Raw genomic sequence first — 19,649 nt, forward strand, 5'->3', positions numbered from 1 at the left:
ACTATTGTCCCAATATCCAAGCAAAAATCAATGGCGCCACAATCGTCGCATCCGATTCTACAATGAATTTAGGCGTATGGATATCCAATTTACCCCAGGTGATTTTCTCATTGGGCACCGCACCCGAGTAAGAGCCGTAAGACGTGGTGGAATCCGAAATCTGGCAGAAATAACTCCAGAACGGAATGTTTTCCATCGCCATATCTTGATAGAGCATCGGTACCACGCAAATAGGAAAATCACCCGCAATGCCGCCACCAATCTGGAAGAAGCCCACGCCTTTCCCTTCGGAATTCTTGATATACCAGTCCGCGAGGTAGGTCATGTACTCAATGCCGCTTTTCATGGTCGATGCTTTGAGCTCGCCCTTAATCACATACGATGCAAAAATGTTGCCCATGGTGCTGTCTTCCCAGCCGGGCACCACGATAGGAAGATTTTTTTCGGCGGCGGCCAGCATCCACGAATTTTTGGGATCGATTTCGTAATACTGTTCCAGCACACCACTGTTGAGCATCTTGTACATAAACTCGTGGGGGAAGTAGCGCTCTCCTGCGTCCTCCGCATCTTTCCATATCTTATGGATGTGCTGCTGGATACGCCGGAACGCTTCCTCTTCCGGGATGCAGGTATCCGTAACCCGGTTGTAGTGGTTTTCAAGCAACTCCCATTCGTCCTGCGGACTAAGATCGCGGTAATGCGGCACGCGTTTGTAATGCGAATGCGCTACCAGGTTCATGATATCTTCTTCGAGGTTAGCACCTGTACAGCTGATGATAGCCACTTTATCCTGGCGGATCATCTCGGCCAGCGAAATGCCCAGCTCCGCCGTGCTCATGGCTCCGGCTAGCGTAATCATCATTTTACCACCCGCGTCAAGGTGGGCCTCATAGCCTTTGGCGGCGTCGACCAGCGCCGCGGCATTGAAATGCAGATAATTTTTTTCGATAAACTGGGATATAGGACCTTTTGTTGTACTCATTTCTTACACTTAGTTTTTGCATACAAAGGTACGGTTTTAAGGTCACAGTTCACAGCTTACCAACCCTCGGGGGAAAACGCTCGCCGCCCGGCGCGGCCGCGAACATTGTAAAAATGATAACATGAGCCCATGGTTTTAGCATTTTACTAAAAATAAACACAAAAAATAGGTAATTATTAACAAACAAAATAAAAATTTGAAAATAATTTAATTATCCGCGAAATAATTACTAATTTAGCAAATTGAATACGCTAACTAAATAGAATGACTGGTAAATTGAGACAACAGGAGGGGCTTTATCAATCTGATTTTGAGCACGATGCCTGCGGTGTGGGTTTTATCGCTAACCTCAAAGGCAACAAAACCCATAGGCAAGTAAGGGATGCGTTGACGATGCTGGAAAACATGGAGCATCGCGGCGCATGTGGTTGCGATCCGGAAAGTGGCGATGGTGCGGGTATCATGATTCAGCTACCCCATGAATTTCTTTGGGAAGAATGCATATCGCTTGGTATCCAATTGAGCGAGCCGGGCTATTACGGCACGGGCATGACGTTTTTACCCAAGGAAGCGGAAGCAAACCGCCTGTGCAGGGAAATCATCCAAAGCGCAGCCGAAGAGAGGGGAATGAAATTCCTCGGTTTCAGGCGCGTTCCTGTCAATGCAGAGGGCATCGGCAGTACCGCATTGAGCGTGGAGCCGGAGATCGTTCAGTTTTTTGTTTCACGGCCGGCAGGGGTGACAAATACGACGGACTTTGAGCGGAAACTTTTTGTACTGCGGCGCCTTATCGCCAAAAAAGTGAGGGAAACAGAAGCACTCACCGAAGAACCGTACATCGCTTCGCTATCTTGCAAAGTGATTATCTATAAAGGCCAATTGACCACCTACCAAGTGGGCACCTATTTCCCTGACCTTACAGACGAACGAGTGGTGTCTGCATTTGGACTGGTGCACTCCCGTTTTTCTACCAATACGTTCCCTTCGTGGCAATTGGCCCAACCGTTCCGTATGTTGGCGCACAATGGGGAAATCAATACGTTGACCGGAAACTTGAATTGGTTTTATGCCGGGCTACGCTCCCTGTCGTCGCCTTATTTTACGGAAGAGGAAATGCAGATTCTGCTGCCCGTCGTGGACGGCCATCAATCGGATTCGGCATGTTTGGACAACGTCGCGGAATTGCTGCTGCATAGCGGACGCAGTATAGCACACGTCATGTTGATGATGGTCCCTGAGGCATGGGACGGAAATACGCACATGGATCCGCTGAAAAAGGCGTTCTATGAATACCATGCCACATTGATGGAACCTTGGGACGGACCCGCCGCACTTTGCTTTACGGATGGGACGACCATCGGTGCGATGCTCGACCGGAACGGCTTGCGCCCTTTACGCTTTGCTATTACTTCAGACGATCGGGTGATTGTGGCTTCGGAGGCCGGCGCACTGCCAATAGACGAGCGCATCATCATTAAAAAAGGCCGTCAGCAACCCGGTAAGATTTTACTTATTGACATGGAGAAGGGCGAAATCCTTTCTGATGCACAGGTAAAGGACGAGCTTGCCCGCAAACAACCCTACGGCGACTGGCTGAATCAGTACAAGATTCGCATGGAAGAACTTGCTGATCCGCGGGTGACGTTCACCTACTTGTCCAAGGAATCGGTATTCAAGTATCAGCAGATATTCGGTTACTCGCGTGAGGATGTGGAAGGCATCATTACTCCCATGGCGCTGGATGGTAAGGAGCCTGTAGGCTCCATGGGTACCGATGTACCATTGGCGGTACTTTCCAACCATCCTCAACACCTATCAAGTTATTTCAAGCAGTTTTTTGCGCAGGTGACCAATCCACCGATCGACCCGATAAGGGAACGCTTGGTGATGAGCCTCGCCACCTTTATTGGCAATAATGGAAACATCCTCGATGAGGACAAGATGCATTGCCATTGTGTAGCCCTCGAACACCCGATACTCACCAGCAAAGAACTCGAAAAGCTCCGTAGTATCGATACCGGCATCTTCCAGGCTAAAACCTTACAGTGCTATTTTAATGCCACCGGAGAACCCGGCGCATTGGAAGACGGCCTAAAGCGGCTCTGTCGGTATGCAGAGGATGCCGTACGGGACGGCTTTGAGGTGATCATCCTCTCCGACCGTGCCATTGATTCACAACATGCGGCCATACCATCACTGTTAGCGGTATCTGCCGTACACCACCACTTGATTAAAACCGGTCACCGGGGTGCCGTTGGTTTGGTCGTTGAGGGTGGCGATGTATGGGAAGTGCACCACTTTGCTTGCCTGCTTGCGTTTGGTGCCACGGCTGTCAACCCCTATATGGCGCTTGCGACCATCCGCACGCTTAAAGAACAGAAAATACTGGACACCGAGCTTACATGGCCTCAACTGGCCAAAAATTATGTCAAAGCGGTATGCGGGGGATTACTTAAGATTTTCTCTAAAATGGGAATTTCTACCCTCCAGTCTTACCACGGTGCTCAAATTTTTGAAGTACTCGGTATCAACAAAGATGTAGTCGACAATTATTTCTGCGGCGCCGTATCTCGAATCGGCGGCTTGGATCTCGATGATATCGCGCGGGAGGTGCTAAGCAAGCATAATCGTGGGTTTAGCAGCTCACGCAACGCGAAGGAGCTGCTACCCGAGGGTGGCATATACCAATGGAAAAGAAGAGGTGAAGCGCACCTGTTCAACCCCCAAACGGTTCACCTGCTGCAACAGGCTTGCCGCACGGGTGATTATGAAACCTACAAGAAGTATGCTGCGCTCATCAACAACCAAAAAGAACGCATGTATACCCTGCGTGGGCTGCTTGACTTTGCGAGGCATCGCACACCGATTTCCATTGATGAAGTCGAACCAGCAGAAAATATCATGAAACGTTTTGCCACGGGTGCCATGTCGTTCGGTTCCATATCCCATGAAGCACACAGCACCTTAGCCATTGCCATGAACCGCATCGGCGGCAAGAGCAACACCGGTGAAGGCGGAGAGGACGAGATCCGCTACAAACCACTGGCCAACGGTGATTCGATGCGGTCGGCCATCAAACAGGTGGCTTCCGGCCGCTTTGGCGTTACATCCAATTACCTAACGCAAGCCGATGAGTTGCAAATCAAAATGGCACAGGGTGCAAAACCGGGCGAAGGTGGGCAACTACCCGGACACAAGGTGGACGATTGGATTGCCCGGGTGCGGCATTCTACTCCGGGCGTCGGACTGATTTCGCCCCCACCCCACCACGATATTTACTCCATCGAGGACTTGGCACAGCTTATCTTTGACCTGAAAAATGCCAACCGGGAAGCGAGAATAAACGTAAAACTGGTATCAAAGGCCGGCGTAGGCACTATCGCTGCGGGGGTAGCAAAAGCCCACGCCGACGTCATCCTTATTGCAGGATACGATGGCGGCACCGGCGCTTCGCCCATCAGCTCCATTAAACATGCTGGTCTGCCCTGGGAGTTGGGCCTGGCCGAATCGCACCAGACGCTGGTCAGGAATGGCCTGCGCAGCCGCGTGGTATTGCAGACGGATGGACAACTTAAAACCGGGCGGGACATCGCTATTGCCACCTTGCTGGGTGCTGAAGAATGGGGAGTAGCTACAGCTGCGTTGGTAGCCGGTGGCTGCATCATGATGCGCAAATGCCACCTGAATACCTGTCCCGTGGGCGTTGCCACGCAAGATCCCGAATTGCGTAAGCTATTTACCGGCAAGCCAGAAGACATCGTCAACCTGTTTAAGTTTCTCGCAGAAGAATTGCGCGAAATCATGGCCGAATTGGGCTTCCGCACCATCAATGAAATGGTCGGCCGAGCACAGTTTCTCAAAAAACGCGAAAATGTGGATCATTGGAAGATAAACAAACTGGACCTTTCAGGCATCCTCCATGTAGCCCACAGCCAGGCAGGTGATACCCTATATCAAACCGAACAGCAAGACCACGGGTTGGATATGATACTGGATTGGGGGTTGGTAACCCAAGCCCGTAAAGCATTGGAAAGCAGAACTCCGGTCTTTGGTACATTCAACGTAAGGAATACCGACCGGACTATCGGCACGTTGCTTTCCAACGAAGTATCCAAAATATACGGCGGAGAAGGGCTTCCGGATAATACCATTAATTACAAGTTTACAGGCTCGGCAGGACAGAGTTTCGGTGCCTTTGCGGCAAAGGGGTTGTCATTTGAACTGGAAGGTGAGGCCAACGACTACGTGGGCAAAGGGCTTTCAGGCGCACAATTGGCTATCTACCCACCGCCTAGCAACCAGCGGATTGCACATGAAAATATCATCATCGGCAACGTTGCTCTATATGGGGCCACCTCCGGCCACCTTTTTGTGTGTGGTCAAGCCGGCGAACGCTTTGCCGTGCGCAACTCGGGCGCTACTGCCGTGGTCGAAGGCGTCGGCGACCACGGGTGTGAATACATGACCGGAGGCCGGGCACTTATCCTGGGCGCTACAGGGCGCAACTTTGCCGCTGGCATGAGCGGGGGCATCGCCTGGGTCTACGACCTTGAGGGTACTTTCCGGGATAACTGCAATACTGAAATGGTGGATCTTGATCCGCTTGACACCGAAGATGAAACAGCTATCATTGCCCTGCTCAAACGGCATATTCACCTCACGGAAAGCAAGCGTGCTGCGCATATCCTCCAGAACTGGAAAACTGAGAAGGCTTATTTTATCAAAGTATTCCCCCGGGAATATAAGAGTGTACTGCGGGCAAAGTTAGTAGAAGCATAAACAACGATACAGACAGAAAAGATGGGAAAACCAACCGGATTTAAGGAATTTGAACGAACCCTTCCTAAGAAGGATACGGTCTCAAGCCGGAAGAAAACATACAGCGAATTTGTCCATGCTTACAGCGACGACGAATTGAATAACCAAGCGGCGCGATGCATGAATTGCGGCATACCATTCTGCCACTCGGGTTGCCCACTGGGCAATGTCATTCCGGAATTTAACGATGCCGTTTATGATGGCAAATGGGAAGAAGCGTACCGGATATTGGCGTCCACCAATAACTTCCCCGAGTTTACGGGAAGGATATGCCCGGCCCCCTGTGAGTCCGCCTGTGTACTAGGCATCAATCGTTCGCCCGTAGCCATCGAGGAAATTGAAAAACACATTATCGAAATCGCTTTCAAACGCGAATTTGTGAAAGCGCGCCCCACACACCTGAAAACCGGCAAACGCGTCGCTATAGTTGGAAGTGGGCCCGCTGGCCTTGCGGCCGCGGCACAATTGATCAAGGTGGGCCACGAAGTGACGGTGTATGAACGCGACGACAAACCCGGAGGGTTGCTCCGCTACGGTATCCCTGATTTCAAGCTTGAAAAATGGGTCATTGACCGCCGGATAAAAATCATGGAGGAGGAAGGCGTCGTCTTCCGTTGCAATGCAGAGGTGGGCAAAGACGTGCCTGCCAGCGAGCTCCAGGCCTTTGACGCGATTGTCTTAACCGGAGGTTCGACCATCCCGCGAAACCTTAATATCCCGGGAAGGGAATTGAAAGGGGTGCATTTTGCCATGGAGTTCCTAAAACAACAGAATAAGCGTGTAGGCAATTCGTCGTTTACAGAAGAAGATATTTTGGCAACCGGCAAACACGTGCTGGTCATCGGCGGCGGCGATACCGGCTCGGATTGCGTAGGCACATCCAACCGGCATAAGGCCAAGTCGGTTACCCAATTTGAGCTGATGCCCCAGCCGCCAAAAAGCCGCACAGAAGCCATGCCCTGGCCTACATATCCCATGCTCCTCAAGACTACTACGTCGCATGAAGAAGGCTGTGATCGCTTCTGGAGCATCAGTACTAAGGAATTTATCGGCGACGAAAAGGGTAATGTCAAAAGCGCACGCGTAGTCGACTTGGCATGGGAATGCGACCACCTGGGACGTCCGGTGAAGTTTACAGAGGTAGCCGGTTCAGAACGGGAAATCCCGTGCGAGCTTGCTTTACTGGCCATGGGCTTCCTGCACCCCCAGCACGAGGGGCTGCTCCAACAATTGGAGGTGGAGCTGGATGAGCGCGGCAACGTACGCGCACAAGAAGGAGCATATAAAACATCCGCTGAACGCGTTTTTGTCGCAGGCGACATGCGCCGCGGCCAATCACTCGTCGTATGGGCCATCTCCGAAGGCCGTGAGTGTGCACGCAAGGTAGACGAGTACCTGATGGGATACTCCGAATTGGAAAGTAAGGATACCGTATTTGATTATGCTTAAGCGTTGGGCTTAATCCGAAGTTGGGCTTTCCGTTTCGCCACTTGGTACTTCATCATTGGATAAACGAAAACCGATCCCAAAATAATGATCGCGCCGGCATAAAAACCGGCGCTCATTTTTTCGCTTTGGCCAAAGAATAGCCAGGCTAACAGGATACCATAAATGGGCTCTAAATTACTGGCGAGTGCGACACGGAAAGCGCTGATTTCTTTCATCACCGATACCGCAGCGACGTATGCCCCCGAGGTGCACACGATTCCTAACAAAAGCAAGTACCCCACGTCTTTGCCTGTGGCTTTCAGTCCGTGATGGAAACCACCGGTTATCAGCATAAACAAAGAAATCCATAGCCAGGCTCCCAGCATTTCGTAAAAACTGATTACTGTCGCTTCATTTCTCTTTATCAGCTTAGAATTGATAGTACCGAACAATGCTGCCGCCAAGGCCGCCAGTAAGCCTAAAACGATACCTTTCACATATTGCCCCTCAAACTTAAAGATAAGGTAGATACCAACGATGATGAGCAATCCTACAAGCACTTCCATTTTTGAAGTACGGCGCTTATAAAACAAGGGTTCGATAAACGCCGTAAACAATGTCACCGATGACAGGCATACCAAGGTGACCGACACCGTAGATACTTTGATGGATTCGAAAAAAAGTATCCAATGCAGCCCCACCAATCCGCCGGTTAGGAAAAACTGGATAAGCTCCTTCCGCCCCACGGCGAAAGATTGCCGCTTACACCAAAAATAGATGGCCAATGAAACAAACGCAATCAGTACCCGATACCATACCAGATGGACAGCAGCTATGGAAATCAGGTTGCCCAATATACCGGTAAACCCCCATACGATGACGGTCAGGTGCAAGATAAACAGGTTGCGGTTGATGGTCAGTTTGCCCATGGTCATTCGGCTGTGTCGTATTACTTCGGCGCTTTGTATAGAAGATAAAACGCCAGTGCTCCGAAGATTAAGTTGGGGATAAAAACAGCAATGATAGGTGGCAATCCGCCTTTTAGCGAAAACATGGTAGAAAACTGGATGAACACAATGTAAGTGAAACTCAGTCCGATGCCAATCCCCAGACTTAGCCCTATCCCTCCCCTCACTTTCTTCGACGACAGGGCGACCCCCATCAGGGTCAATACATAGGCGGCCAGCGGCGTCACAAATCGCTTGTATTTTTCCAACAGCAAATCGGTCATCATGCCCGTACCCCTGATTTTTTCTTTTTCGATCCGATCATTCAGCTCCGTCATGTTCATTGCGGTAAAGATGTTATCGTACACTTCGAAGTCGCGCGGTGTCATGTCGAGCAGCGTATCCATGCTTGTGCCCTTGATCATAGCTTCATCCAAAGAATCAATGACACGGATTGAATAATTCTCGATGCGCCAATTATTCTTTACCGAATCCCACGTGATGCGGTCGGCCATCAGCTTCTCCTTCAGCTCCCCCGCTTCAAATTTCTCGAGTACGAAATTGTACCCTACTTTCCGGTTATTATCAAAATTATCGATATAAACATAGCTGTTATCGTCAATCTGCATGTGGGTTGAGCTCTTGGTATTGTTTTCCACAGGCTTTACATAGATGCGTTCGAACCCCACCTTCAGCTTATTCGTGCGCGGGATGATGTACACGCTAAAGACAAAATTAAGCCCAAAAATAATGGTTGCCGCTATCATGTAAGGCCTAATAAACCGGTTGAAACTCATACCGCCGCTTAAAATCGGCACAATTTCCGTTTGATCAGCCATCTTTGCTGTGAAGAAAATCACCGCAATAAAATTGATTAACGGCGAAAGCATGTTTAAATAAAACGGTACAAAACCAGCATAATATTCAAACACAATTTTGGAGAGCGGTGCCTTGTATTTCATGAAATCATCCAAGCGTTCGGAAATATCGAACACTACGGCAACTACCGTAAAGATGCCCATGGTAAAAACAAAGGTAGTCAGGTACTTCCTGATGATATATCTGTCGATAATGTTAAACGACGACCGCAACCATTTCACCATTCGCTATAACCTTTCGTCCAGTTGTTTTACGATACTGTTTTTCCACGCATGAAAATCACCTGCCATGATATGCGCGCGAGCTTCTCCGACCAACCAGAGGTAAAAATGCAGGTTGTGCAACGAGGCAATTTGTGCACCAAGGATTTCTTGTGATCGAATCAGGTGCCGCAAATACGCCTTGGTGTATACGCGGTCGGCAAGCAGATCACTTTCGGCGTCAATGGGCGAAAAATCCTGCTCCCATTTTTTATTTTTGATGTTGATGATCCCGCGACGCGTAAACAGCATGCCGTTGCGCGCATTGCGGGTAGGCATCACACAATCAAACATATCAATACCCAAAGCGATATTTTCCAAAATATTGACCGGAGTCCCCACTCCCATTAGGTAACGTGGTTTTTCGGCCGGCAGTATGTTACACACCACTTCGGTCATCGCATACATTTCTTCTGCGGGCTCTCCGACGGAAAGCCCACCGATAGCGTTGCCATCCCGTCCGAACGAGGCGACGGTCTCAGCCGATTTTTCGCGGAGGTCCCGATATACCGAACCCTGTACGATGGGGAACAGCGTTTGATCATAGCCGTACAGCGGTTCGGTTGCATCAAATCGCTCACAGCACCGTTTAAGCCAGCGGTGCGTCATATCCAGCGATCGCCTGGCATATTGATAATCACAAGGGTATGGCGTGCACTCGTCAAATGCCATCACGATATCGGCTCCGATGATGCGCTGGGTATCCATCACATTCTCCGGTGTAAAGAGATGCTTGGATCCATCGATATGCGAACGGAATGTGACGCCTTCTTCCTTGATTTTGCGCACTTCGGTAAGCGAATATACCTGATAGCCACCACTGTCGGTCAGGATCGGTTTTTCCCAACCGTTAAAACGATGAAGTCCGCCGGCAGCGTGCAGGATGTCCAATCCAGGACGTAAATACAGGTGATACGTATTACCTAAAATGATTTGCGCTTCAATATCATTGACCAGTTCGTGCTGATGCACGGCTTTCACCGTGCCGGCAGTGCCTACAGGCATAAATATAGGGGTCTCGATGGTGCCATGAGCCGTCTCAAGTATACCGGCCCGTGCTTTAGACTGTGCGTCTGCTGCCTGAAGGGTAAATTTCATTGTGGATGCAAAAATAGGAAAAACAAAACATAGGCGTTGATAGTGGCACAAGATTTTCAATTTAACCCCCGTTGATGTCGGCTGAGGCATACGAACAGCCAATTGCTGTGAGGCATCACACGTCGAACAACCAATCACAGCGCGTATTGAAATGCTTATCGAACGCATTATATTCGCGATTTTTATATAAGTTTGGCAGCATATATGGAACTAGTTAACCAAATAGCCGGGATCGGTTTTCTCCTCTTATCCGGAATATGCGGACTGCTCTTGGTTATCCAACTGTACTACTTATTATTTGTGTACAGCAGGCTTGCCTTTTACAGCATCCCGCCCAAACTGGGCAACACCCCTACTCGACCGCTGTCTGTGATCATCTGTGCGCGAAACGAAGAAGAAAATTTGCGGCAGAACCTACCTGAAATACTCAATCAGGACTATCCTGATTTTGAAGTGGTATTGGTCAACGATTATTCGCAGGACGAGACCAAGTGGTTATTAAGAGAATTGTGTACGCGATACCCACACCTTAAGGTGGTCGAGATTGCTGAGCATGTGCGACTTAAGCATGGGAAGAAGTTTGCAGTGAGCCTCGGTATCAAAGCCGCCCGATATGAACACCTCGTTTTCACCGATGCGGACTGTGTTCCGGCATCTGACCAATGGCTCAGGCATATGGCTGATGCCTTCAATGGCGGGGAGGAAATCGTGCTGGGGTACTCGCCCTACCGCAGAAAGCCCGGATTCCTAAATGCCCTTATCCGGTTTGAAACTTTCCATACTGCCATGAGCTATCTTTCCTACGCACTCAAGGGGAACGCCTATATGGGCGTAGGCCGTAATTTAGGGTACACCAAAAGCTTATTTTTCAGAGGCAAAGGATTTGCCTCGCATATGCATATCCCATCCGGCGATGATGACCTCTTTGTCAATCAAAATGCGACACCGCATAACACAACCATTTGCATTCATCCGGAATCACACGTGTGGAGCGAACCCAAAACTACACTGTTGACCTATTCCCGGCAGAAAACTCGCCATGCCGGAGCTTCCAGGGCGTATAAAGTTTCTCATCAGCGAATGCTGGCCACTCAACTGATCAGCGCTGTTCTTTTTTACCTGGCTGCCATCGCTGCGGTGGTCATATTTCCGCAGTACTGGTACATCATTTTGGGGATTTACCTTTGTAGGCTGTTTGTACAGATCGTCATCTACTATCCCATCCTCAAAAAACTCCAAGCTGGCGGGCTGCTTTGGATGCTGCCGTTGCTGGATGTCATTTATTATAGCTATATCTGTGTCAACGGCATTTTTGCCCTGTTCAAAAAAGACGTGAAATGGAAGTAAGACAAAAACATATCATGCCATGTTAAATCCCGGAGTTGATGTCATTTACCGTTATTTTCCAACGCTGTCCGACAGCCAACGTACCCAATTCCTTCAATTGGGTGAGTTATACCCGTTTTGGAATGCGCAGATCAACGTGGTTTCCCGCAAGGATATCGACAGTTTGTACCTTCGCCACGTATTGCATTCTCTTGGCATCGCCAAATTTATCGGCTTCGTACCTAACACCCGGATACTGGATGTAGGCACGGGAGGTGGTTTTCCGGGTATTCCCTTAGCTATTTTTTTCCCGGAAGTCCACTTCCATTTAGTCGATTCGATTGGCAAGAAGATCAAGGTCGTACGAGAGGTAGCCACAGCCATCGGACTGAAAAACATCAAGGCCGATCACATCCGCGCAGAACAAGTGGACCGTAACTACGATTTTGTGGTTTCCCGCGCGGTCACACGGTTGGCAGACTTCTATCCATGGGTCCGCAACAAATTATTGAAAAAAGACCAGAATGCAATCCCTAATGGCATATTATACTTGAAGGGCGGGGACTTGCGCGAAGAAATCAATGAGGCACGTCTTCCGGCGGAAGTACATCCGCTTTCTGCTTATTTTGAAGAGGATTTCTTTGAGACCAAGCACCTGGTTTACATCCCTGTTTAACACTTAGCCTTAAACAAAGGCAGCAGCTTTACGGTGACCAACAGCTGACCTACGTGCCGTTGGGTGTGTTCGGCAGCATGAAACAACAGTCCTATCAAGGTCGTAGGTATCCGCTTTCGGCCTAGATAGCGGGTGTCGGTTAGCCCGGCTTCATCCATCCGGATTAATTGATCGATTGCCTTGTCCACCTGTTTGCCAAAAGCTTCCACTAATTCCGCCGCACCGATATCGGCGATCTCGTCTCCCTCTGACTGCAAGTAAGCAAACTGCGCTTCAGACAAGGGCATACCCAACGCATAGGTGAACATCCTATCAACCACGCCGGTCATATGTTGCAAATGAAATCCGGGCGAGGCTGCACCTCCGGGCTTGTACCATAAATGCCCGTCATCAAAATTTTGCATGCATCGTGCGATTTCCTCCTTTGCCTGCAGCAATGCATGTGCAACCGGCTGCAGCAATGGCGGCACATTTGGGACCGGGCCTCGCATCCACACTTCAAGGCGCATGGTTGACTGTTCTTCCATATCACAAATTTAGCCAAAATTGTTCAAACCCGGCTTACTGGATATGCGGCCGGCCTTTCTGCCCCAGGTGTGGCACCCCGAGGCACCCGCTCGGCAATATGCTGTTCCTGATCAGCGGAGCAGCATATCGACGCGCCTGTTGGGGCACGGATACCTTACCCTATACACTAACCCACTGATACCTTTAATGCGGTTGCCCTGCTTTGCTGTTTTGGCAAGCTCCATTAATCAAACAATTTTTGTATATTAGCCCAATCCTATGAGCCTGCTTCATCAAATTGCATTGACGAAAGTGAAAGGTATAGGGCCCATACTCGGCCGACACCTGGTTTCTCGTTTTGGGAACGCAGAAGCCGTATTTTCCGCTTCAAAGCAGGAATTGACCACTATTCCTGGAATCGGCGGCCACTTGGCAGACGCCATTTTGCACGCCGGGGCGCTCCATGAAGCGGAAAATGAGCTACGTTTCGTAGAAAAACACCGTATTCAAGTACTTTTTTCGGGGAATAAGGATTACCCTAAACGCCTCGACGAATGTCCGGATGCTCCGTTATTACTTTATTACAAAGGATGCGCCGACCTCAATGCGGCACGCATGGTGAGCATCGTAGGGACACGCAACGCAACCTCATATGGGAAAGCCGTTTGCTCCGAGTTTATTGAAGCGCTTTTGCCTTACCATACCACTGTCATCAGCGGGTTGGCCTACGGTATAGACAGCTTCGCTCACCGCAATGCGCTTACTCATGGGATTTCGACCATCGGTGTGCTGGGCCACGGCCTCGATCGCATTTATCCAGCCGCAAATCGTGAGATGGCGGCCAAAATGTTGGATTGCGGCGGCTTACTCACCGAGTTTCCCTCTGGCACTAAGCCTGATCGGCAGCATTTTCCCATGCGCAACCGAATCATCGCCGGCTTAGCTGATGTCGTGATCGTCGTAGAAGCCGCGGCCAAAGGGGGTGCACTTATCACTGCCGAAATTGCGAATACCTATAACCGCGATGTCTGTGCTTTTCCGGGCAATTTGAATCAAGCGTTTTCCGCGGGTTGCAATTACTTGATTAAAACTAACCGCGCGCACTTGATCACCAGTGTAAAAGACTTGGCGTACCTTATGAACTGGGAGCCTGAAGCCAAGCGGACGTCCTCCGGTCAACTTGAGCTTCCCATCTCCCTCGGCGCGCCGGAGCAACGTGTATACGACGCTATCCAGGCAGCCGGCCAAATGGCCATTGATGACTTATTATTGAAACTTCAGTGGCCCCAAAGCAAACTAGCGATTACACTCCTCGAAATGGAGCTAAAAGGTGTGATTGCCGCGCTCCCAGGCAAAATCTATCGCGCCATATGATTGGCTTGAAAATCAACCGATTGAAAACAAAAGCAATTTTTATTGCTCCTTATCCCGATTTTTGCTACTTTTGCGGTGGGTAAGTCTTTTACGACCAGCTCCCCGAGAATCCCCCAGGGTGGGAACGCAGCAAGGGTATCGGGTTGTAGCGGTGCGATAAAAGGAGCTTGCCCATTTTTTATTTATACCCCTTCATCACAACACCTAACTATCCATACAACAGCATTTGCATATCAACGCAAGTTTATCTAAGTTTGCATCCCATAACGACGATTTGCATGAGTTGGTTTAGACGCGAAAAGGCCGGAATAAGTACGGCTACCGAGCACAAAAAGGAAGCACCTGATGGCCTATGGAATAAGTGTCCATCCTGCAAAAAGCCTTTATTGAACATCGAACAGATTGAAAACAAGTATGTATGCCACTACTGTGGCTACCATTTACGCATTGGTTCCGCGGCTTACTTTTCGATTATTTTTGATGACAACCAGTTTACGGAACTGTTCGCCAACCTGCGTTCCGGCGATCCCCTACACTTTGAGGATACTAAAAAATATACCGAACGACTGGAAGAGAGTTACGCCAAAACAGGATTGAATGACGCGATCCGTTGCGCACATGGTAAAATCGATGGACAAGACCTGGTATTGGCGTGTATGGATTTTACCTTCATTGGCGGATCGATGGGATCTGTAGTCGGCGAAAAAATAGCCCGCTCCATCGACTATTGCCTTAAGCATCGGGTTCCGTTCATGTTGATATCCAAATCTGGAGGCGCACGTATGATGGAAGCTGCTTTTTCCCTTATGCAGATGGCTAAAACTTCCGCCAAGTTGGCACTTCTGAATGAAGCTAAAATACCTTATATCTGCCTACTGACAGACCCTACCACTGGCGGCGTAACGGCCTCTTACGCCATGCTTGGCGATATAAACATCGCTGAGCCGGGCGCGCTCATTGGTTTTGCTGGACCAAGGGTAATCAAAGAGACCATTAAAAAGGATCTGCCAAAAGGCTTCCAGACTTCCGAATTTTTGCTTGAACATGGCTTTCTTGATTTCATTGTCGATCGCCGCCAGCTTAAGCAAAAAATTGCCTTATTCCTAAGTATGGTCAGATAAGTCACACGCAAGACATTCTTCAACAGCAAAAAACAGGGCATCTACTCCCAATGGGTGGGGTATGCCCTTACGCGAGGGCATTAATAACACAAAACAAGGAGATTTGTTTTGAAGTTTAAGATTTTTTTGCGTACTTGCGGCATTCAAACTAAGTGCCTTTGTATCAAACTCCGTATACCCCATTACAAGACTAATCGTAAAACAACACGAATGGCGAAAACGAAGTACCATTACAACTCACATACCCTAAAGTACGAGAAAGTAAAAACAAGCACCAGAACCTGGGCGTTGCGAGCACTTGGATTTCTCACGAGCTCCTTTGCTTGCGGCGTGTTTCTACTCTATGTCGGTTTTACAGTTATTGATTCCCCCAAGGAAAAACAGCTCAAGCGGGAAATAGACCAAATGGCCTTGCAATATAACATTATGCAGGAGCGCCTAAAACAGATAGATGCCGCATTGGAAAACATGCAGCACCGTGACGACAACATTTATCGCGTCATCTTTGAAGCCGACCCCATTGACCCGGATGTCCGGAAGGCCGGCTTTGGTGGTGTAAACCGCTATAAAAACCTTGAACATTTCAGCAACTCCGATCTCATGGTGGAAACGGCCAAAAAGCTTGACCAGATATCCAAGGCCCTATATGTGCAATCGAAGTCATACGATGATTTAACGGAAATGGCTAAATCCAAAGCGGAAATGATGGCAAGTATTCCAGCCATCCAACCGGTGGATAACCGGAAAATCCGCGGCGGTATCTCTGGCTTTGGTGTACGGATACACCCGGTATATAAAATCAGGAAGATGCATGCCGGCATCGACTTTACGGCGCCGGTGGGCACGCCCATATATGCCACGGGCAACGGCAAAGTCGAGGCAGCTGGTATTGACGGCGGATACGGACGGCGCATCATCATTAACCATGGTTATAATTACAAGTCACTTTATGGCCACATGAGCCGGTTTACCGTAAAGGTAGGTCAACAAGTGAAACGTGGCGACCTCATCGGCTACGTAGGAAATACCGGCACTTCGACAGGCCCTCACCTGCACTATGAGGTACATAAAAACAATAAGCCCGTAAATCCGATCAACTTCATTTACAACGACCTGACGCCTGCGGAGTACGTTGCTATACTGGAAGCAGCCTCACAGGAGAACCAGTCCTTTGACTAACAGGATGAACAAGATCGTTGATGCCGGGGAGGAAAACGGGAATATAAAAACGGCATGTGGTTTGTGCTATAATTCAAGTGTAATTGTATCTTTGCAACACGTACTACTGTATTCTTTTTCGTAGCATGCCATATAAAGAGCGCGAAATAAACAAACTTTACTACACAATGGGCGAAGTGACGGCCATGTTTGGCGTCAATGCTTCCCAAATCCGGTTTTATGAACGTGAATTCGACGTCATACAACCCAAAAAAAATAAAAAAGGCAACCGCTTGTTCACCCCCGAAGACATTGCCAATTTAAAAATCATCTTCAACTTAGTCAAAGACAAAGGCTACACCCTTCAAGGTGCACGTGATTATTTGAAAAACAATAAAAGCGAAGCGCGCGAAAACCAACGGGTTATCGACTCCCTCCAGCGGCTAAAAGCCTTTTTACTGGAAGTGCGGGATAGCCTTTAGTCGCTTTCCCCGCTCGCCGATGCAGCTGAAAGACGAATAAATTCTTCTACTTTTTCGACCATGTCAGTGCTTCCGATAAAAATGGGCGTGCGTTGATGCAACGACTCCGGCTGGATTTCCAGTATCCGGCGGTGCCCGTCAGTAGCCCTTCCGCCAGCTTGTTCGATAATAAAGGCTAGCGGATTACATTCATACATCAACCGCAACTTGCCCTGCGGATGAGATGAAGTGGTAGGATAAAGGAAAATCCCTCCCTTAATGAGATTGCGATGGATATCCGCAACCATAGAGCCGACGTAACGCGAAGTAAACGGCCGCTGCGTAGCCTTATCTTCCACTTGGCAGTATTTAATGTAATCTTTAACACCCTGCGGGAATTTAATATAGTTCCCCTCGTTGATAGAGTAAATCACGCCATCGCGGGGCATTTGCATATCAGGATGAGACAAGCAAAATTCCCCGATAGAAGGATCCAGTGTAAAGCCGTTGACTCCCTTGCCTGTTGTATATACCAGCATCGTGGAAGACCCATATATCACGTATCCGGCCGCTACTTGGTAAATTCCTTTTTGAAGAATCTCGTCCAGACATACGGTCCCTTCCGTCGTTGCGCGCCGGTAAATCGAAAAGATGGTACCCACCGACACGTTTACATCGATATTCGACGAGCCATCCAACGGGTCGATGCAAACAATGTATTTAGCGTTTTTTGATATTTCAGAATGGATAAGGATACAGTCATCGTGTTCTTCGGAGGCTACCACGCAGCATTCGCCGCCGCTGCGCAAAGCAGAAATAAATTGCTCATCGGCATATACATCCAGTTTTTTCTGGCCTTCCCCTTGTATATTAACCGTACCATTGTCTCCAAGAATATCGACGAGCCCGGCTTTATTGACTTCCCGGTTTACAATTTTTGCGGCAATGCCAATGTCCCGTAAAAGCCTTGACAGTTCGCCTTTGGCGTAAGGAAAGTCCGCCTGTTTTTCGATAATGAATTGGCCGAGGGTAGTCACCTTTCTCATAGTCAACATTAGTTAGTGTAAAGAATTTGATTTCAAACAACACAAAAATATACACCAAAAACCAATAAAACGACGATTTAAGAATATCTTAGTGTAAAACTATCCTTTACTTTCCTGCTAACTCAATAACTTCTAAATTCTCAATACGGCTGCCGTCGATGCTAAATCGTAAAAGCGTACGAACCTTATGCCAGCCCTGCTTGCCAGCCGCACCCGGATTGAGGTGCAGGCATTGTAACTTTTGGTCGTACATCACTTTGAGGATATGCGAGTGACCGCAGATAAAAAGTTTAGGTGGGTAACGGCGAATGGCGTCCTTTACCTGTGGGCTATAGCGTCCTGGATATCCTCCGATATGGGTGATCCAGACATCCACCGCTTCACAGGTAAAACGTAGCGTTTCAGGGTATGTTGCACGGATTTGTTGCCCATCGATATTACCATATACGCCTTTCAGTGGTCTGAAAGCGGCCAGCGTGTCAGCAACGGCAATATCCCCGAAATCACCGGCATGCCAGATCTCGTCGCATGATTCAAAATGCCTGAATACCGCCTCGTCGAGGTAACCGTGCGTATCTGAAAGTAATCCGATTCTGGTCATACTGCTGCTAATATAGCGATTCTTAACGTGTCAGGAAAAAGTCTTCCAGCAACCTGTGGTACGCTCGGCTGTAGACTCCTTTGTTTTCATAAATTACAAAGTCCGGCTGATCCCACATTGCTTCATAGGGTGCTTTACCGACTGCCAATACCCGGCGTATGGCTGGGGCCGATTCAAAGGAATGGATATTTCGTTCCCCCTGCAAGACTAACTGAAACTCTTTTACGGCTTTTTGTTTGACTTGTTCAGCCAAAGGGACGGGCAGTATAAGCTGCAGGCTTCCTCCCGGGCTAAGCCAGCGAGCGGATCGGTCTAATAAATCCGAGAAAAAGGCCATATCGGTATGCCTGGCCAGTTGCTTGCGCAGATCGGGATTTTTCAGCGAATATAAAAAGTAGGGAGGATTCGACACCATCAGATCATACGGCTGCGTTGGCTCAAAATCTTCCAATGCTACGGCATATGCTGTTGTACGCGCCGCAAAAATCGACGATTCAAAATTTTTACGGGCGACGCTCGCCGCCAGCGCATCAATTTCGATCGCATCAACCACTGCTTCAGGAAAGCGCTGAGCAAGCATCAACGCGATAACCCCTGTACCCGTTCCGATATCAAGCACACGCCCAGGACTAGGGCTTGTCGCCATAGCCCCCAGTAGCACACCATCAGTGTTGATTTTCATGGCGCACCCCGCCTGAACAACAGCAAATCGCTTAAACCTGAATACCGACATATTGATGTCCGCAAAGTTAGCGGAATAGTTCAAAGCATCTTATGTGCTTTTGTTATTTAATTTGATAAATTCGTGGATAGTTTCTAACATTGTACGAACGCTAAATGAAGGGTTGTGGATTTTACAGGCTGTGATGTGTTCCGATGTTCTTCCTCGATCTAAAACAATTGATCTTTATCAAAAAAAACGATGGTTGATGTGGATTAGCGGTGGTAAAGGCAAATTAGACAGAAC

Annotated in this window: 16 protein-coding genes and 1 other RNA gene; 9 read left to right on the top strand and 8 right to left on the bottom strand. The window is 48.8% G+C overall.

Annotation, left to right across the window (positions count from 1 at the left end; all coding sequences use genetic code 11):
- Position 1: 1 nt before the first annotated feature.
- Complete coding sequence (locus tag B5X72_RS10590; RefSeq protein WP_079716858.1) at positions 2-982, bottom strand: deoxyhypusine synthase family protein; 981 nt, start codon at positions 980-982, stop codon at positions 2-4.
- Between the two features lie 264 nt (positions 983-1,246).
- Between B5X72_RS10590 and gltB the strand changes: the two genes are divergently transcribed.
- Both gltB and B5X72_RS10600 read left to right on the top strand, forming a co-directional pair.
- Complete coding sequence (gene gltB / locus B5X72_RS10595; protein WP_079716859.1) at positions 1,247-5,761, top strand: glutamate synthase large subunit; 4,515 nt, start codon at positions 1,247-1,249, stop codon at positions 5,759-5,761.
- 21 nt (positions 5,762-5,782) lie between these two features.
- Positions 5,783-7,249, top strand: a complete 1,467-nt coding sequence (locus B5X72_RS10600; RefSeq protein ID WP_079716860.1) for a glutamate synthase subunit beta — start codon at positions 5,783-5,785, stop codon at positions 7,247-7,249.
- Here B5X72_RS10600 and B5X72_RS10605 read toward each other — a convergent pair.
- The 3 genes from B5X72_RS10605 to tgt are packed head-to-tail and all read right to left on the bottom strand — an operon-like array spanning position 7,246 to position 10,412.
- Complete coding sequence (locus B5X72_RS10605; protein WP_317043110.1) at positions 7,246-8,163, bottom strand: DMT family transporter; 918 nt, start codon at positions 8,161-8,163, stop codon at positions 7,246-7,248. The genes B5X72_RS10600 and B5X72_RS10605 overlap by 4 nt on opposite strands.
- Positions 8,164-8,177: 14 nt before the next feature.
- Complete coding sequence (locus B5X72_RS10610) at positions 8,178-9,278, bottom strand: LptF/LptG family permease (protein ID WP_079716861.1); 1,101 nt, start codon at positions 9,276-9,278, stop codon at positions 8,178-8,180.
- Positions 9,279-9,281: 3 nt separating this feature from the next.
- On the bottom strand, positions 9,282-10,412 hold the full coding sequence (gene tgt, locus B5X72_RS10615; RefSeq protein ID WP_079716862.1) for a tRNA guanosine(34) transglycosylase Tgt: 1,131 nt from the start codon (positions 10,410-10,412) through the stop codon (positions 9,282-9,284).
- Between the two features lie 204 nt (positions 10,413-10,616).
- On the opposite strand from tgt, the gene B5X72_RS10620 reads away from it, so the two are divergent.
- Positions 10,617-11,759, top strand: a complete 1,143-nt coding sequence (locus B5X72_RS10620) for a glycosyltransferase (RefSeq protein ID WP_079716863.1) — start codon at positions 10,617-10,619, stop codon at positions 11,757-11,759.
- A gap of 19 nt (positions 11,760-11,778) precedes the next feature.
- Positions 11,779-12,414, top strand: coding sequence for a 16S rRNA (guanine(527)-N(7))-methyltransferase RsmG (gene rsmG, locus B5X72_RS10625; RefSeq protein ID WP_079716864.1), 636 nt, complete (start codon positions 11,779-11,781; stop codon positions 12,412-12,414).
- Here the strand turns inward: rsmG and B5X72_RS10630 are convergent.
- Positions 12,411-12,941 (bottom strand): DinB family protein, encoded by a 531-nt coding sequence (locus B5X72_RS10630; protein WP_079716865.1) that lies wholly within the window; start codon positions 12,939-12,941, stop codon positions 12,411-12,413. The genes rsmG and B5X72_RS10630 overlap by 4 nt on opposite strands.
- Before the next feature lie 259 nt (positions 12,942-13,200).
- Between B5X72_RS10630 and dprA the strand changes: the two genes are divergently transcribed.
- From dprA to B5X72_RS10655, 5 genes are all read left to right on the top strand, one after another.
- On the top strand, positions 13,201-14,295 hold the full coding sequence (gene dprA / locus B5X72_RS10635) for a DNA-processing protein DprA (RefSeq protein WP_079716866.1): 1,095 nt from the start codon (positions 13,201-13,203) through the stop codon (positions 14,293-14,295).
- A gap of 77 nt (positions 14,296-14,372) precedes the next feature.
- Positions 14,373-14,471, top strand: an RNA gene (gene ffs / locus B5X72_RS10640) — signal recognition particle sRNA small type.
- Positions 14,472-14,573: 102 nt separating this feature from the next.
- A complete protein-coding gene (accD, locus tag B5X72_RS10645; protein WP_079716867.1) occupies positions 14,574-15,416 on the top strand; it encodes an acetyl-CoA carboxylase, carboxyltransferase subunit beta in 843 nt (280 codons plus the stop codon).
- 210 nt (positions 15,417-15,626) lie between these two features.
- The gene (locus B5X72_RS10650) at positions 15,627-16,595 is read left to right on the top strand and encodes a M23 family metallopeptidase (RefSeq protein ID WP_079716868.1); all 969 of its coding nucleotides are present in this window, start codon (positions 15,627-15,629) and stop codon (positions 16,593-16,595) included.
- Positions 16,596-16,720: 125 nt separating this feature from the next.
- Positions 16,721-17,056 (top strand): MerR family transcriptional regulator, encoded by a 336-nt coding sequence (locus tag B5X72_RS10655; RefSeq protein ID WP_079716869.1) that lies wholly within the window; start codon positions 16,721-16,723, stop codon positions 17,054-17,056.
- Here the strand turns inward: B5X72_RS10655 and fbp are convergent.
- The 3 genes from fbp to B5X72_RS10670 all read right to left on the bottom strand — a co-directional run bounded on the left by fbp (position 17,053) and on the right by B5X72_RS10670 (position 19,448).
- Entirely contained in the window at positions 17,053-18,081 is a 1,029-nt protein-coding gene (gene fbp / locus B5X72_RS10660) for a class 1 fructose-bisphosphatase (protein WP_079716975.1), read from the bottom strand. The genes B5X72_RS10655 and fbp overlap by 4 nt on opposite strands.
- Positions 18,082-18,187: 106 nt before the next feature.
- Positions 18,188-18,682, bottom strand: a complete 495-nt coding sequence (locus tag B5X72_RS10665) for a metallophosphoesterase family protein (protein WP_079716870.1) — start codon at positions 18,680-18,682, stop codon at positions 18,188-18,190.
- A gap of 22 nt (positions 18,683-18,704) precedes the next feature.
- Positions 18,705-19,448 carry a tRNA1(Val) (adenine(37)-N6)-methyltransferase gene (locus B5X72_RS10670; RefSeq protein WP_245826918.1) on the bottom strand — a complete coding sequence of 248 codons (744 nt, stop codon included), beginning with the start codon at positions 19,446-19,448 and terminating at the stop codon, positions 18,705-18,707.
- Positions 19,449-19,649 lie beyond the last annotated feature (201 nt).

Origin of the sequence: Parapedobacter luteus, assembly GCF_900168055.1 — a bacterium.
In the GTDB taxonomy this organism is placed as follows: Bacteria; Bacteroidota; Bacteroidia; order Sphingobacteriales; family Sphingobacteriaceae; genus Parapedobacter; species Parapedobacter luteus.

Excerpts from the sequence above, each read along its gene's own strand:
- B5X72_RS10590 (WP_079716858.1), bottom strand. The coding sequence starts at position 982 with ATGAGTACAACAAAAGGTCCTATATCCCAGTTTATCGAAAAAAATTAT.
- gltB (WP_079716859.1), top strand. The coding sequence starts at position 1,247 with ATGACTGGTAAATTGAGACAACAGGAGGGGCTTTATCAATCTGATTTT.
- B5X72_RS10600 (WP_079716860.1), top strand. The coding sequence starts at position 5,783 with ATGGGAAAACCAACCGGATTTAAGGAATTTGAACGAACCCTTCCTAAG.
- B5X72_RS10605 (WP_317043110.1), bottom strand. The coding sequence starts at position 8,163 with ATGACCATGGGCAAACTGACCATCAACCGCAACCTGTTTATCTTGCAC.
- B5X72_RS10610 (WP_079716861.1), bottom strand. The coding sequence starts at position 9,278 with ATGGTGAAATGGTTGCGGTCGTCGTTTAACATTATCGACAGATATATC.
- tgt (WP_079716862.1), bottom strand. The coding sequence starts at position 10,412 with ATGAAATTTACCCTTCAGGCAGCAGACGCACAGTCTAAAGCACGGGCC.
- B5X72_RS10620 (WP_079716863.1), top strand. The coding sequence starts at position 10,617 with ATGGAACTAGTTAACCAAATAGCCGGGATCGGTTTTCTCCTCTTATCC.
- rsmG (WP_079716864.1), top strand. The coding sequence starts at position 11,779 with ATGTTAAATCCCGGAGTTGATGTCATTTACCGTTATTTTCCAACGCTG.
- B5X72_RS10630 (WP_079716865.1), bottom strand. The coding sequence starts at position 12,941 with ATGGAAGAACAGTCAACCATGCGCCTTGAAGTGTGGATGCGAGGCCCG.
- dprA (WP_079716866.1), top strand. The coding sequence starts at position 13,201 with ATGAGCCTGCTTCATCAAATTGCATTGACGAAAGTGAAAGGTATAGGG.
- accD (WP_079716867.1), top strand. The coding sequence starts at position 14,574 with ATGAGTTGGTTTAGACGCGAAAAGGCCGGAATAAGTACGGCTACCGAG.
- B5X72_RS10650 (WP_079716868.1), top strand. The coding sequence starts at position 15,627 with ATGGCGAAAACGAAGTACCATTACAACTCACATACCCTAAAGTACGAG.
- B5X72_RS10655 (WP_079716869.1), top strand. The coding sequence starts at position 16,721 with ATGCCATATAAAGAGCGCGAAATAAACAAACTTTACTACACAATGGGC.
- fbp (WP_079716975.1), bottom strand. The coding sequence starts at position 18,081 with ATGAGAAAGGTGACTACCCTCGGCCAATTCATTATCGAAAAACAGGCG.
- B5X72_RS10665 (WP_079716870.1), bottom strand. The coding sequence starts at position 18,682 with ATGACCAGAATCGGATTACTTTCAGATACGCACGGTTACCTCGACGAG.